The sequence below is a fragment of the Streptomyces sp. MZ04 genome (assembly GCF_004684775.1).
GTDB lineage: Bacteria > Actinomycetota > Actinomycetes > Streptomycetales > Streptomycetaceae > Streptomyces.
In genome coordinates, this window is sequence record NZ_SRIC01000223.1 from 1 (window position 1) to 14,124 (window position 14,124).

Below are 14,124 nucleotides of genomic sequence, written 5' to 3' on the forward strand. Positions count from 1 at the left end.
TCTCGTGGGCTCGGAGATGTGTATAAGAGGCAGCCGTCACCCGCGACGGCCACCGCGTCGCCCCCCGAACCACTGCCGTCCTGATCGACCGAGGCGTACGCGCAGTCGTCGAAGGGAGCGGCCGCGGCGGTGGCCGGCGAACCGAGTAACCAGGCCAGCACCAGCAGTGCCAGCGCTCTTATGACCAGGGCGGATGCGCCCCTTGAGGATCCAAGCACGTCAGAGATCATGGGCAGCGTGTCCCGCGGGCACGCCGGTCCGCCCCGATGATGACCCGAACGTGGGTGGCCATGATCGCGGGATTGACGCCGACCGCCCCAGCGGCCCCTCGCGTACCCGCCCCCTCACAAAAATTCTTGAGACCCCGTTGAACGCATCAACCGCTCCCGCCCGTACCTAGGGCCATGCGTGACCCACTCGGGTGGCGCGAACACCCAAGCGGATAGCGGGAGTCAACATGAAGACCTGGCGGAGCGCCTCGCTCGTAGCGACAGCTGCGGCCATGCTGGCGCTGACGACGGCGTGCGGTCAGGAGAAGGGGGACCAGTCGCCCAACGGACAGAACGTGGGCAACCAGGCCCCGGCCGACGGTGGTTACGGAGCCGGCAACGGGTACGGCGCGGACTCGGGGGACGCGCAGGAGGGGGCGGGAGCGGAGGCGAAGTCGGCGGGCCAACTCGCCGTCTGGGACAGCAAGAAGCTCGGCAAGGTCGTCACCGACAGCGAGGGCCGCACGCTCTACCGCTTCGACAAGGACACCGCCCAGCCGCCCAAGTCGAACTGCGAGGGCGCCTGCGCCACGACCTGGCCCGTCGTGTCGGCCAAGGGCGCCGTCGCCCCGCCCGGCGTCGACGAGTCCCTGATGGGCGAGATCACCCGGTCCGACGGCGCCAAGCAGCTGACCATCGACGGCTGGCCGATGTACCGGTACGCCAAGGACAAGAAGGCCGGCGACGCCAAGGGCCAAGGTGTGGGCGGCACTTGGTACGCCGCCGCCCCCGACGGCAAGAAGGCGTCGGCCGCCGCGGCGGAGGCGCCGCCCGCCGAGACCGAACCCGTCGACCCGGCAGGTCTTTCCACCAGGAACGACCCGAAGCTCGGCGAGATCGTCGTCGACAAGAACGGCATGACGGTCTACCGCTTCACGAAGGACTCCGCCTGGCCGATGAAGTCCGCCTGCACGGGCGCGTGCCTGGAGAAATGGCCGGTCGTGCCCCCCGTCGAGAAGAACGACACTAAGGGAATCCTCAAGAAGGGCTTTGTTGTCTTCGACCGGCCCGACGGACAGCAGCAGCAGACCATCGACTGCTGGCCGATGTACACCTTCGCCGGAGACAAGAAGCCCGGTGACACCAATGGCCAGGGCGTGGGCGGGACTTGGTACGCGGCGGGGCCGGACGGAAAGCCCGTCGGCGCGCCGAAGTAGGCCGAACTTCGGCCGAGAATAGACGAACTCCGGCCAAGAAAGGGGGACAGTCAGAAGGAGTGCGCGTACGGTCGACCGGTCCGTTCTCCTCCCGTCAGGGAGGGTGGAACGGACCGGTTCTTTGGGTTGATAGTCGGCACTTGCCGCAGGCAGTGACCGAGAACGGACGACCAATTTCCGTTTTGACTCGCTCCCTTGGCGGGCGATCAGTAGCCTCACCTTCGAACACCGGCTCGCCTCGCCTACGCCTTGGAGTCCTGATGGAGCGTCCCGCCTGGGCCCCGCAGGGCATCGACATCACGATGCCCAGCGTGTCCCGCATCTACGACTACTACCTTGGCGGTTCGCACAATTTCGAGGTCGACCGGGACGCGGCCCGCAGGGCCATGGACTTCATGCCGGGCCTGCCCAAGATCATGCAGGCGAATCGTGCCTTCATGCGGCGAGCAGTGCGTTTCGCCGTGGACGAGGGCATCACCCAGTTCCTGGACATCGGCTCCGGGATCCCCACGTTCGGCAATGTCCACGAGGTCGCCCAAGGGGCCGATCCGGACGCCCGCGTGGTGTACGTCGACCACGACCCGGTCGCCGTCGCGCACAGCCGGGCCGTGCTCGAAGGCAACGACCGGGCGGGGATCGTCGCCGCGGATCTACGCAAACCAGTGGACATTCTGGGCAGTTCGGAAGTGAAGGGACTGCTCGACCTGGAGCGCCCGGTGGCCCTTCTTCTGGTCGCCGTCCTGCACTTCGTCGAGGACGCGTACGATCCCTACACGGCGGTCGCCGAACTGCGGGACGCACTCGCGCCCGGCAGCGTGATCGTCCTCACGCACGCCTCGTACGAAGGGATACCGATCCCCGCCGAGCAGGCCGGTCAGACCGTCGGCGTATACAAGGACATCCGCAATCCACTGATCATGCGCTCGCGCGACGAGATCGCGCGGTTCTTCGAGGGATACGACATGGTGGAACCCGGCCTCGTGCCGATGCCGCACTGGCGGCCCGACACCTCGCCCGAGGAGGAGGATCCGTACGCCTTCTCCGGGTTCGCCGGCGTGGGGCGCAAGGCATGAGCGGGGAAGCGGACGGTCCCGAGGGAAGAGTGCGCAGGTTCGCGACCATCTGGAGCCGGGCGATCTTCCCGGTGACCGCCACGTCGCTGACCCGGGCCGAGTTCGAGCTCCAACTGGTGCCGCTCGCCCGGCGGTTGCGTGACGCGCTCCTGGAGCGGGTCTTCGACTCCGGCGAGGGACAGGCGGTCGGCGCCGCGCTGATCGGTACGCACTGCACCGACCCGGAGGCACTGAGCCGCACGCTGGACTGCGTGGACGCGTACCTGGTCCTCTACTGCGGCGAGGAGGGCCGGCAGGAGGAGCTGCGGGCCCGCTCCGCGCGGCTCCAGCACGCCGTCGCCGCGGGGTTCGCCGCCGCGCTGCGGGAGCGCACTCTCTCCGAGCAGGAGGCGATATCCCGGGCCGCCCTGAACGCGCGCAGCGTCGTCGCCGAGGCCCTGCACGCGAGCGAGGCCCGCTTCCGCGCGGTGTTCCACGGCGCCGCGATCGGCATCGGCATCGCCGACCTCACGGGCACGGTCCTCGAGGTGAACGACGCGCTGATCCGGATGTTCGGCGGCCTGGAGAACCAGCTGCGCGGACGCAACGTCGCGGAGTGGACGCACCCCGACGACTCCCCGCACGTATGGAAGCTCTACGAAGAGCTGGTGCGCGGGGAGCGCGAGCACTACCGCGTGGAGAAGGCCTTCTACCGGCCCGACGGCACCGTCCTGTGGACCAACCTGACCGTCTCGCTGCTGCGTGACGCGGACGGAGTGCCGCAGTACCAGCTGGCGTTGATGGAGGACACCACCGAGCGCCGGCTGCTCAATCTGCGCCTGCGCTACGAGGCGACGCACGACGCGCTCACCGGTCTGCCGAACCGGACGCTGTTCTTCGAGCGCCTGGAGAAGGCCCTGGCGGCGGGAGACGGCGCGCGCTTCGGCCTCTGCTATCTCGACCTCGACGGCTTCAAGACCGTCAACGACAGCCTCGGCCACGCGGCGGGCGACCGGCTCCTCGTCGAGGTCGCCGACCGGCTGCAGTCCTGTGCCACCGCGCCCGGCGAGATGGTCGCGAGGCTCGGCGGCGACGAGTTCGTGGCGCTGACCACGGGCCGCGACACGGAGACCGAGGTGGACGAGCTCGCCGGGCGGATCATGCACGCGCTGTCCACACCGATCCGCGTCGAGGGCCGCGAACTGACCGTGCGCGGCAGCATCGGCATAGTGGAGGGCCCGGCGGGCGAGCGCGGCGCGGCGGAGGTGCTGCGCAGCGCGGACATCACGATGTACCGCGCCAAGTCGGCCGGCGGCAATCGCTTCGAGCTCGCCGACCCCGAGGCCGACGCCCGCGCGATCACCCGGCACGGCCTGACCACCGCGCTGCCCGCCGCCCTGGAGCGGGGCGAGTTCTTCATCGAGTACCAGCCGCTGGTCCACCTCGGCGACGGCAGCGTGCGCGGCGCCGAGGCCCTTGTGCGGTGGCTGCACCCGCAGCACGGCGTCATCGGCCCGGACCGGTTCATCCCGCTCGCCGAGCACACCGGCCTGATCGTGCCGCTCGGCCGCTGGGTCCTGGAGGAGTCGGTCCGTCAGGCCCGCACCTGGGAGGCGCGGCACGCCGACGCCGGGCCGCTGCGCGTCAACGTGAATCTGTCGCCCATGCAGCTGACCCACCCCGGTCTGGTCTCTGACACGGTGGAGATCCTGGAGCGCGCCGGGCTCGAACCGGGCGCGCTCTGCCTGGAGGTGACCGAGTCCGCGCTGATCGGCGCCGACGACGACCTGCTCAAGCCGCTGCGGCGGCTCGCCGAGATGGGCGTGGACATCGCGCTCGACGACTTCGGCACGGGCTACTCCAACCTCGCCAACCTGCGCCGCCTGCCGGTGAGCATCCTCAAGCTGGACCGCTCCTTCACCCAGGGCATGCAGCACTTCCCGGCCGACCCCGTCGACCTGAAGATCGTCGAGGGGATCGTCTCGCTCGCCCACAGCCTGGACCTCGCGGTGACGGTCGAGGGCGTCGAGACGGGCGCACAGGCGGACCAGTTGCGCGAGCTGGGCTGCGACACGGCACAGGGCTGGTACTACGCCCGCCCTGGCCCGCCGGACCGGCTGCACGAGCTGGCCCTCGCGGACGCGACGAGCTGAGCCGCACGGTGATCCATTGGGTGTACGCCTTCGTCGACCGGCCCGCGGACCGGTTCGGCCAGGCCTGCGCGTTCTGGACGGCGGTCACGGGGACGCGGCTCTCCGCGTTCCGCGGCGAGGACGACCAGTTCGTGACGCTGCTGCCCGAGCAGGGCGACGCATACGTGAAGGCGCAGGCGGTCGGCGGCCCCGGCGGCGCGCATCTCGACTTCGCGGTGAACGATGTGGCCGCCGGCGCGCGTGCGGCCCGTGACCTGGGGGCCACCCCGGTCTTCGCGGAGGACGGCCTGGAGGTCCTGCGTTCCCCGGGCGGGCAGGTGTTCTGCGTGGTGCCGTGGGGGGCCGAGCGGGTCCGCCCCGCGCCGCCGGCCGCGCCGGACGGTTCCACGAGCCGCCTCGACCAGGTGTGCCTCGATGTCCCGCCGGGGGTGTGGGAGGCGGAGAAGACGTTCTGGCCCGCCTTCACGGGATGGTCGTCGCGCCCTGGCTCGCGCCCGGAGTTCCACCTCGTCGAACCGCCCGCGAGGCTGCCGATCCGCATCCTGCTGCAACGCCTGGACTCGGACGGTCCGGCCGGAGCGCACCTGGACTTCTCCTGCTCCGACCTCGACGCGATCCGCGCCCGGCACGAGAAGCAGGGCTCCGTGGCGGTGTCGCGAGGCCCGCACTGGATCGTGATGCGGGATCCGGCGGGCGGCACGTACTGCTTGACGATCAGGAATCCAGAGACGGGCAGGCTCAGCGCCCCGTAGGGGCGCGGGGAACTGCGCGACCAGCCCCCACCGGACCCGCAGTCGAATCACTGCACCCCCGGCGGAGCCAAAAGCATCCTCTGCAGTTCCCGCGCCGCCCGAGGCGGAGCCACATCGCTGCGATGGGCCAGCGCGATCGTACGGTGCAGGCCAGGCCGGGCAAGCGGCGCCATCCGCAACCCGCGCCCGGCCCGCTCGGCCACCATCCGCGGCACGACGGCCACCCCGAGCCCCGCCTGAACAAAGCCGAGCACCGCATCCATCTCGCCACCCTCGACCGCGAAATCCGGCTCGAAGCCCGCGGCGCGACACGCGGCGACCGTCAGCTCCCGCAGGTCGTAGCCGTGCCGGAACATCACAAGGCGCTGCCCCTCAAGATCGGCGACCCGCACCGTCTTGCCGAGCCCCCGTGCGTCGGGCGACGACACCACGACCAGGTCCTCCCGCAGCAGCTCCACGGTGGTAAGAGCGGGCGACGGAGTCGGCAACGGCAGCACGACGAGGGCCAGGTCCAGCGCGCCGCGCGCCAGTTCGCGTACGAGGTCGTGGGAGCCGCCCTCCTCCAGGAGGAGCTGGATGCCGGGGTGCCGGTCGTGAAAGGCGCGCAGCACCTCCGGCAGGAGTCCGGTGCAGACACTGGGCGTGGCGCCGAGGCGGATCCGGCCGCGCCGCAGCTGGGCCAGCTCCTGCACCTCGATCCGCGCGGTGTCGGCGTCCGCGAGGATCCTGCGGGCCAGCGGAAGCAGCGCCTCGCCCGCGTCGGTCAGGGCGATGTTGCCGCGGGCCCTGCTGAACAGCTCGGCGCCCAGTTCCTTCTCCAGGGCGCGGACCTGCTGGGAGAGGGACGGCTGCGAGACGTGCACCTGCTCGGCGGCGCGGGTGAAGTGCCTGGTCTCGGCGACGGCGACGAAGTAGAGAAGCTGCTGGAACTGCATACGGGCAGGGTACGGCCGATGATAGTCAATCGCTATGGAGATGAGCTGAACCATCTCTTGGACCGATCGGGACCTTCGGCCTTAGCGTCTGCGTCATGGCTCTGGCAACGCGGACGGACCGACGGCCGTCGATGACGCGCACGATCTGGGACTCATCCGTCGGAAAGAAGACGGTGATGGCGGTGAGCGGCCTGATCATGCTGCTCTACCTGGTCGTGCACATGATCGGAAACCTGAAGATCTTCTTCGGTCCGGAGGAGATCAACCACTACGCCCACTGGCTGCGCACGATGGGCGAGCCGTTCATGCACTACGAGTGGTCGCTGTGGCTGATCCGCGTCGTGCTCGTCGTCGCCGTGGTCGCGCACGCCGTCTCCGCGTACCAGCTGAGCCGCCGCGACATCAAGGCGCGGCCCACCAAGTACGCGCACAAGAAGGCGGGTTCGAGCTTCGCGACGCGCACGATGCGCTGGGGCGGGATCATCCTCGGCCTCTTCATCGTCTGGCACATCCTGGACCTGACGACCGGAACCGTGCACCCGGGCGGCTACGAGCACCTGCGCCCGTACCAGAACATCATCGACACCTTCTCGACCTGGTACGGCAACGTCATCTACATCGCCGCGGTGGTCGCCCTCGGCTTCCACATCCGCCATGGGCTCTGGAGCGCCGCGCAGACGCTGGGCGCGGGCAAGGCGACCCGCGACCGTGCCCTCAAGATCACCGCCAATGGCACCGCGCTGGTGCTGACGGTGGGCTTCGTCGTCGTCCCCGTGGCCGTCATGACCGGAGTGGTGAGCTGATGAATTCGTATGCCGAGTACGTGACCGGCGAGCCGGTCGTCGACACCAAGGCTCCCGCCGGACCGATCGCCGAGCGCTGGGACGCCCGCCGCTTCGGGGCCAAGCTGGTCAACCCGGCCAACCGCCGCAAACACACCGTGATCGTGGTCGGCACCGGCCTCGCGGGCGGTTCCGCGGGGGCCACCCTGGCCGAACAGGGCTACCACGTCGTCCAGTTCTGCTACCAGGACTCGCCGCGCCGCGCCCACTCGATCGCCGCGCAGGGCGGCATCAACGCCGCCAAGAACTACCGCAACGACGGCGACTCCATCCACCGCCTCTTCTACGACACCGTCAAGGGCGGCGACTTCCGCGCCCGCGAGTCCAATGTGCACCGGCTCGCGCAGATCTCCGTAGAGATCATCGACCAGTGCGTCGCACAGGGCGTCCCCTTCGCCCGTGAGTACGGCGGTCTGCTCGACACCCGCTCCTTCGGCGGCGTACAGGTGTCCAGGACCTTCTACGCGCGCGGCCAGACGGGGCAGCAGCTGCTCCTCGGGGCGTACCAGGCGCTGTCGCGGCAGATCGCCGCGGGCAACGTCGAGATGCATCCGCGCACGGAGATGCTGGACGTCATCGTGGTGGACGGGCGGGCCCGCGGCATCGTCGCCCGCGACCTGATCACCGGCAAGATCGAGACATACTTCGCCGACGCGGTGGTCCTCGCGTCCGGCGGCTACGGCAACGTCTTCTACCTGTCGACGAACGCCATGAACTCCAACGCCACGGCCGTATGGCGGGCGCACCGGCGCGGCGCGTACTTCGCCAACCCGTGCTTCACGCAGATCCACCCGACCTGCATCCCGCGCACCGGCGACCACCAGTCCAAGCTGACGCTGATGAGTGAGTCGCTGCGCAACGACGGCCGGATCTGGGTGCCGAAGGCCAAGGGCGACGACCGCCCCGCCAACAAGATCCCCGAGGACGAGCGCGACTACTACCTGGAGCGCATCTACCCGTCCTTCGGCAACCTGGTGCCCCGTGACATCGCATCGCGCGCCGCCAAGAACGTGTGCGACGAGGGCCGCGGCGTCGGCCCCGGCGGACAGGGCGTCTACCTCGACTTCGCGGACGCCATCCAGCGCCTGGGCAAGAAGAAGGTCGAGGAGAAGTACGGCAACCTCTTCGACATGTACGCGCGGATCACCGCGGAGAACCCGTACGAGACGCCGATGCGGATCTACCCCGCCGTGCACTACACGATGGGCGGCCTCTGGGTCGACTACGACCTGCAGACCACCATCCCCGGCCTGTTCGCGGTCGGCGAGGCCAACTTCTCCGACCACGGAGCGAACCGGCTCGGCGCCTCGGCCCTGATGCAGGGCCTCGCCGACGGCTACTTCGTACTGCCCTCGACGATCAACGACTACCTCGCGCGCAACCCGCACCACGAGAAGATCTCGGCCGAACACCCCGTCGTGCGCGAGGTGTTGACCGAGACCGAGGACCGCCTGGCCAAGCTGCTCGCCGTGGACGGCGACCGCACGCCCGACTCCTTCCACCGTGAACTCGGCGAGCTCATGTGGGAGTTCTGCGGCATGGCTCGTACGGAGACGGGGCTGCGCAAGGCCCTGGAGCGGATCCCGCAGATCCGCGAGGAGTTCTGGCGCCGGATCAAGGTGCCGGGCACCGGCGAGGAGTTCAACCAGTCCCTGGAGAAGGCGAACCGCATCGTCGACTACATCGAGCTCGCCGAGCTGATGTGCCTCGACGCCCTGCACCGCGCCGAGTCCTGCGGCGGCCACTTCCGCGAGGAGTCCCAGACCCCGGACGGCGAGGCGGCGCGTGTGGACGAGGAGTTCTCGTACGCCGCCGCCTGGGAGTTCACCGACACGGGCGATGCCCCCGTCCTTCATAAAGAAGACCTCGTCTTCGAGTACGTCCACCCCACTCAGCGGAGCTACGCATGAAGCTCACCCTGCGCGTCTGGCGCCAGCAGAACGCCGACGCCGACGGCGCCATGTCCACGTACGAAGTGGACGGCATCTCCTCCGACATGTCCTTCCTGGAGATGCTCGACACCCTTAACGAAGAGCTCATCGTCAAGGGCGACGACCCCGTCGCCTTCGACCACGACTGCCGCGAGGGCATCTGCGGCGCGTGCTCGCTCGTCATCAACGGCGACGCGCACGGCCCCGAGCGCACCACCACCTGCCAGTTGCACATGCGGTCCTTCAAGGACGGCGACACGATCGACATCGAGCCGTGGCGCGCTGCCGCCTTCCCGGTCGTCAAGGACCTGGTGGTGGACCGCTCGGCCTTCGACCGCATCATCCAGTCCGGCGGCTACATCAGCGCCCCGACCGGCGCGGCCCCGGAGGCGCACGCGGCGCCCGTGCCGAAGGCGGACGCGGACTTCGCCTTCGAGCACGCGGAGTGCATCGGGTGCGGCGCCTGTGTCGCCGCCTGCCCCAACGGCTCGGCGATGCTGTTCACTTCGGCCAAGGTGAACCACCTCAATGTCCTGCCGCAGGGCGCTCCGGAGCGCGAGACGCGGGTGCTCGACATGGTGGCGCAGATGGATGAGGAGGGCTTCGGTGGCTGCACGCTGACCGGCGAGTGCGCCACCGCTTGTCCCAAGGGGATCCCGTTGCCCTCCATCGCGGCGATGAACAAGGAGTGGTTGCGGGCTACGAGGAAGGTGAGCCGCTAGGGGCGGTGGGGAATCTGCGGGTCCGTTGTGGCTGGTCGCGCAGTTCCCCGCGCCCCTTCGGGGCGCTACCGTCGCCCGCATGTATCCGGGAGCGTACGACCCCGCCAGAACGGCCGTCGTCACCGCCGACGGCACACGGACCCTCACCTACGGACAGCTCGAAGAGCGCTCCCTGCGGCTCGCGGATCATCTGCGGGCCGCAGGCTTGCGCCGGGGCGACCATTTCGCCCTGCTCTGCGACAACGACCCGCGCGCCCTGGAGGTCTACTGGGCAGCGCTGCGCTCGGGCCTCTATCTCACCGCCGTCAATCACCACATCACGGCCGACGAGGCCGCCTACATCGTCCGGGACTGCGGGGCCAAGGCGCTGATCGTCTCCGGCTCCCTCACCGAACTCGGCACGGCCGTCCTGGAGTTGGCGGGCGGCCCGCCGATCGTGCTCGGCCTCGACGACGGAACGTACGAGAAGGCCCTGGAGGCCGCGTCCGCCGAGCCGCCCGCGCACCAGCCGCGCGGCACCGACATGCTCTACTCCTCCGGCACCACCGGCCGGCCCAAGGGCATCAAGCCCGCGCTGCCCGAGGGCGACGTGCGCGAGGAGCCCAGCACGTACACGCTCATCTTCCAGGCGATGTACGGCTTCGGCGAGGACACCGTCTACCTCAGCCCCGCACCGATCTACCACGCGGCACCGCTGCGGTTCTGCGGGGTCGTCACCGCGCTCGGCGGCACGGTCGTCCTGATGGACGCCTTCGACGCGGAGGGCGCCCTCGCGGCCGTCGAGCGGCACCGGGTCACGCACAGCCAGTGGGTGCCGACGATGTTCGTACGGATGCTGAAGCTGCCCGCGCCGGCGCGCGAGCGCCACGACCTGTCGTCGATGAAGACCGCCATCCACGCGGCCGCGCCCTGCCCCGTCGAGGTCAAGCGGCGGATGCTGGAGTGGTGGGGGCCCGTCCTGTACGAGTACTACTCCTCGACGGAGGGCAACGGCATCACGTTCATCTCGCCCGAGGAGTGGCTGCGCAAGCCCGGCTCGGTGGGCCGGGACGGGTTTCTCGGCGGGCTGCGGATCTGCGACGACGCGGGCGGGCAACTGCCGGTCGGCGAGACCGGGATCGTCTACTTCGAGCGCGACGACGTGCCCTTCCGCTACCACAACGACGAGGGCAGGACCCGCGAGGCCCAGCACCCCGAGCACCCCAACTGGACCACCACGGGGGACATCGGACACGTCGACGAGGACGGCTATCTCTTCCTCACGGACCGCAGGGCATTCATGATTATCTCCGGGGGTGTGAACGTCTACCCGCAGGAGGCCGAGGACTGCCTGGTGCTGCATCCGGCTGTCGCGGACGTCGCGGTGATCGGGGTGCCGGACGCGGAGATGGGCGAGGCGGTCAAGGCGGTGGTGCAGCCGGCCGACGGGGCGGCCGCGGGTCCTGAACTGGAGCGTGAGCTGGTCGAGTTCGTGCGGGAGCGCATCGCGCACTACAAGGCGCCGCGCTCCGTGGACTTCGCGGACTCGCTGCCCAGGACGCCTACTGGGAAACTGGCCAAGTCGCGGTTGCGGAAGGCGTATTGGCCCTGACGGCGACGCATGGCTGGATCCGTACCCATCAAGGAGAATCCCGTGGCCAACACCACCGCGTCGATCGAGATCCACGTACCGGCCGACCGCGTCTGGCAGCTCATCGGCGGGTTCGACGCGCTGCCCGACTGGCTGCCCTACATCCCCTCCAGCGAGTCCAGCGAGGGCGGCCGCGTACGCACCCTCACGAGCGAGGACGGCGGCGTCATCGTCGAGCGCCTGCTGACCTTCGACGACGCGGCCCGCACGTACAGCTACTCCATCCTCAAAGCCCCCTTCCCCGCCACCGACTACGTGGCGACCCTCAAAGTGCACGCGGTGCCCGGCAAGGACACCTCCCGCGTCGAGTGGTCCGGCGTCTTCACGCCGGTGGGTGTCGGCGACGACGAGGTCGTCGCGCTGTTCCACGGCATCTTCAGCGACGGCCTCGCGGCGCTGAAGCAGACGCTCGCCGTCTGAGTTATCCACAGGAATTTCCCGTTCCGCATGTTCCGCGCCCTTTGATCTAGCGTGATCGTCAACGGAAGGACAGGAGAGGACAGGAAGGGACAGGGGGAGAGCGGATGCACGGAGGGCTGCCCTTCATCGGCATCAGCACGCTGGTCTACGGCGTGGTCGGACTGGTCGTGCTCGTGGGGAGCACGGTGCGCAAACTCGGGGGAGTGCGACATGCGGAACAGGTATGGCATCACAGTGATCGTGCCCGCGCACAACGAGGAAGCGGGCCTCCCGGCCACGCTGGACGCGCTGGCACGGCAGACGGCGGCGCCCGACCGCGTCATCGTCGTCGATGACGGCTCGGACGACCGCACGGGAGAAGTGGCCGCGGCCTACGGCGTGACGGTGATCAGACCGCCACGCAATCTGGGCAGCAAGGCCAAGGCGCAGAACCACGCTCTGCCGTACTGCGACACGGAGCTGGTGCTCGCCGTCGACGCGGACACGGTGCTCGCGCCCGACTACATCGAGCGGATCCTGCCCGCCTTCGACGACCCGGAGGTGACCGTCGCGGCGGGCAACGTCCAGACACGGCACACCAGAACGGTGTGGGAGCGGGGCCGGTCCGTGGAATACCTCTTCGGTTTCCACTGGCACCGGCCGATCCAGCACGCCGCGGGCAGCCCCATGGTCTGCTCGGGATGCTGCTCGGTGTTCCGCCGCGCGGACCTGCTCGCCTTCGGCGGCTTTCCCGAACGCACCATCGTCGAGGACATGGACTACACCTGGTCCCAGCAGATCGCGGGCCGGCGCGCCCTGTACGTCAGCGACGCGGTGGCCTGGGCCGCCGACCCCGAGACGCTCACCTATCTGCGCAAACAGGTGTGGCGGTGGATGGCGGGCTTCTGTCAGAACGTGCGGCTGCACCTGGGCCGGATGCTCACCGCGAAACCGATGCTCGCGCTCTGGATCCTGCTGGCCCTCCTCGAGATCGTCACGGCACCTTTGTGGTGGGCCACGCCGTTCCTGCTCGCGGCCACGACCAGCCAGTCGCTTGGCGAGTCCTTCGGCTGGTGGGCGGCGGCCGAGATACTGCTCACCGCGCCACCTCTGATCTACGCGGCCCGTCGGCGCGGGCTGCCCGTGGCGGGGGTCCTGCTGAACATCCCGTGCGTCTACGCCACCAAGGCGGTCAACGTCTGCTATGCGTGGAAGGCGCTGATCGTCGAGCTGCTCCTCGTCCCGCTGCGGCTGTCCAAGGGACTCACCGTGTACGAGAAGGGGCGCCCCGCCATACCGACCGCCCGGTGACGCGTCAACTCTTGGGTGCCGGACCGTTGTTGGTGGTCAGGGTTGTTGGTGGTCAGGTGGTCAGGTGGTCACGTGGACGTAGTCGACGACGAGCTGCTGCGGGAAGGTCGTGCTGCCGTCCGGGTCGCCGGGCCAGTAGCCGCCGACCGCGAGGTTCAGGATCAGGAAGAAGGGCTTGTCGAAGACCCACTGCTTGCCGCCCAGGTCGGCCGGGGTGCGGGTCTGGTAGACGGTGCCGTCCACGGACCAAGTGACCTTGTTCGGTGACCAGTCCACGGCGAAGGTGTGGAACTTGTCCGCGAACGCCTCGCCGCCGGGCAGTGTGTAGCCCGCGCCGATGCCGCCCGAGCCGGAGTAGCCGGGGCCGTGCAGGGTGCCGTGCACGGTGCCCGGTTCGAAACCGACGTTCTCCATCACGTCGATCTCGCCGCTCTGGGGCCAGCCCACGTCGCCGATGTCGGCGCCGAGCATCCAGAACGCGGGCCACATGCCCTGACCGCGCGGCACCTTCATGCGGGACTCGACATGGCCGTACGTCTGCGTGAACTTGCCCGCGGTGTTCAGGCGGGCGGAGGTGTACTCGCACGTGCCGTACCAGCACTGGTAGTTGCCGGGGTTCTCCTTGCGGGCGGTGATGACCAGGTTGCCCTGGCCGTCGAGGGCGGCGTTGTTGTTGCCCGAGGTGTAGTACTGCCGCTCGTGGTTGTTGACGTTGTCGCCGGTCTCGATCTGCCACTTGGCGCCGTCGACGGCCGACCCGGCGGGTCCGTCGAAGTCGTCCGTGAACGTGGCGGCCGCGGCCGCGGCGGCGGGCCCGGCGGCGGGGGAGCGGGGCGCGGGATCGGCCGATGCGCCGGCCGGGATCGCGGCCAGGGTGGCGGCGCCGCAGACCAGGGCGGCCGCGAGCGCCGTACGGCGGCGGGTGGAGGTGTGCACTGTCATCACATCGCTTCGAGTGGGGGGTGTGGGGG

Annotated in this window: 13 protein-coding genes; 10 read left to right on the top strand and 3 right to left on the bottom strand. The window is 69.6% G+C overall.

Annotation, left to right across the window (positions count from 1 at the left end; genetic code table 11):
- Positions 1–218 (bottom strand): hypothetical protein (locus tag E2651_RS32270; protein WP_135334804.1); only part of this gene is annotated, 218 nt, incomplete at its 3' end.
- A 239-nt stretch (positions 219–457) separates the two neighbouring features.
- Here E2651_RS32270 and E2651_RS32275 point away from each other — a divergent pair.
- The 4 genes from E2651_RS32275 to E2651_RS32290 all read left to right on the top strand — a co-directional run bounded on the left by E2651_RS32275 (position 458) and on the right by E2651_RS32290 (position 5,383).
- A complete protein-coding gene (locus E2651_RS32275) occupies positions 458–1,426 on the top strand; it encodes an SCO0930 family lipoprotein (RefSeq protein WP_135334805.1) in 969 nt (322 codons plus the stop codon).
- Positions 1,427–1,686: 260 nt separating this feature from the next.
- Positions 1,687–2,499 carry an SAM-dependent methyltransferase gene (locus E2651_RS32280; protein WP_135334806.1) on the top strand — a complete coding sequence of 271 codons (813 nt, stop codon included), beginning with the start codon at positions 1,687–1,689 and terminating at the stop codon, positions 2,497–2,499.
- Positions 2,496–4,631, top strand: a complete 2,136-nt coding sequence (locus tag E2651_RS32285) for an EAL domain-containing protein (RefSeq protein WP_135334807.1) — start codon at positions 2,496–2,498, stop codon at positions 4,629–4,631. The genes E2651_RS32280 and E2651_RS32285 overlap by 4 nt, the downstream gene beginning before the upstream one ends.
- Positions 4,632–4,639: 8 nt before the next feature.
- Positions 4,640–5,383 (top strand): VOC family protein, encoded by a 744-nt coding sequence (locus tag E2651_RS32290; RefSeq protein WP_135334808.1) that lies wholly within the window; start codon positions 4,640–4,642, stop codon positions 5,381–5,383.
- A gap of 47 nt (positions 5,384–5,430) precedes the next feature.
- On the opposite strand, the gene E2651_RS32295 is transcribed toward E2651_RS32290, so the two are convergent.
- A complete protein-coding gene (locus tag E2651_RS32295) occupies positions 5,431–6,318 on the bottom strand; it encodes a LysR substrate-binding domain-containing protein (RefSeq protein WP_135334809.1) in 888 nt (295 codons plus the stop codon).
- A 131-nt stretch (positions 6,319–6,449) separates the two neighbouring features.
- Here E2651_RS32295 and E2651_RS32300 point away from each other — a divergent pair, with 131 nt between their 5' ends.
- From E2651_RS32300 to E2651_RS32325, 6 genes are all read left to right on the top strand, one after another.
- On the top strand, positions 6,450–7,121 hold the full coding sequence (locus E2651_RS32300; RefSeq protein ID WP_135334816.1) for a succinate dehydrogenase: 672 nt from the start codon (positions 6,450–6,452) through the stop codon (positions 7,119–7,121).
- Positions 7,121–9,070 carry a fumarate reductase/succinate dehydrogenase flavoprotein subunit gene (locus E2651_RS32305; RefSeq protein WP_135334810.1) on the top strand — a complete coding sequence of 650 codons (1,950 nt, stop codon included), beginning with the start codon at positions 7,121–7,123 and terminating at the stop codon, positions 9,068–9,070. Before E2651_RS32300 ends, E2651_RS32305 begins: the two co-directional genes overlap by 1 nt.
- Positions 9,067–9,813 (top strand): succinate dehydrogenase/fumarate reductase iron-sulfur subunit, encoded by a 747-nt coding sequence (locus tag E2651_RS32310; protein ID WP_135334811.1) that lies wholly within the window; start codon positions 9,067–9,069, stop codon positions 9,811–9,813. Before E2651_RS32305 ends, E2651_RS32310 begins: the two co-directional genes overlap by 4 nt.
- 79 nt (positions 9,814–9,892) lie before the next feature.
- Positions 9,893–11,404, top strand: coding sequence for an acyl-CoA synthetase (locus tag E2651_RS32315; RefSeq protein ID WP_135334812.1), 1,512 nt, complete (start codon positions 9,893–9,895; stop codon positions 11,402–11,404).
- 42 nt (positions 11,405–11,446) lie between these two features.
- Positions 11,447–11,863, top strand: a complete 417-nt coding sequence (locus E2651_RS32320; protein ID WP_135334813.1) for an SRPBCC family protein — start codon at positions 11,447–11,449, stop codon at positions 11,861–11,863.
- Between the two features lie 210 nt (positions 11,864–12,073).
- On the top strand, positions 12,074–13,153 hold the full coding sequence (locus E2651_RS32325) for a glycosyltransferase family 2 protein (protein WP_135334814.1): 1,080 nt from the start codon (positions 12,074–12,076) through the stop codon (positions 13,151–13,153).
- A gap of 60 nt (positions 13,154–13,213) precedes the next feature.
- On the opposite strand, the gene E2651_RS32330 is transcribed toward E2651_RS32325, so the two are convergent.
- Entirely contained in the window at positions 13,214–14,095 is an 882-nt protein-coding gene (locus tag E2651_RS32330; RefSeq protein ID WP_135334815.1) for a glycoside hydrolase family 16 protein, read from the bottom strand.
- Positions 14,096–14,124: the final 29 nt, after the last annotated feature.

What these genes read in the sequence shown, in the direction of transcription:
- E2651_RS32275 (WP_135334805.1), top strand. Translation starts at nt 458, where the DNA reads ATGAAGACCTGGCGGAGCGCCTCGCTCGTAGCGACAGCTGCGGCCATG.
- E2651_RS32280 (WP_135334806.1), top strand. Translation starts at nt 1,687, where the DNA reads ATGGAGCGTCCCGCCTGGGCCCCGCAGGGCATCGACATCACGATGCCC.
- E2651_RS32285 (WP_135334807.1), top strand. Translation starts at nt 2,496, where the DNA reads ATGAGCGGGGAAGCGGACGGTCCCGAGGGAAGAGTGCGCAGGTTCGCG.
- E2651_RS32295 (WP_135334809.1), bottom strand. Translation starts at nt 6,318, where the DNA reads ATGCAGTTCCAGCAGCTTCTCTACTTCGTCGCCGTCGCCGAGACCAGG.
- E2651_RS32300 (WP_135334816.1), top strand. Translation starts at nt 6,450, where the DNA reads ATGACGCGCACGATCTGGGACTCATCCGTCGGAAAGAAGACGGTGATG.
- E2651_RS32305 (WP_135334810.1), top strand. Translation starts at nt 7,121, where the DNA reads ATGAATTCGTATGCCGAGTACGTGACCGGCGAGCCGGTCGTCGACACC.
- E2651_RS32310 (WP_135334811.1), top strand. Translation starts at nt 9,067, where the DNA reads ATGAAGCTCACCCTGCGCGTCTGGCGCCAGCAGAACGCCGACGCCGAC.
- E2651_RS32315 (WP_135334812.1), top strand. Translation starts at nt 9,893, where the DNA reads ATGTATCCGGGAGCGTACGACCCCGCCAGAACGGCCGTCGTCACCGCC.
- E2651_RS32325 (WP_135334814.1), top strand. Translation starts at nt 12,074, where the DNA reads ATGCGGAACAGGTATGGCATCACAGTGATCGTGCCCGCGCACAACGAG.
- E2651_RS32330 (WP_135334815.1), bottom strand. Translation starts at nt 14,095, where the DNA reads ATGACAGTGCACACCTCCACCCGCCGCCGTACGGCGCTCGCGGCCGCC.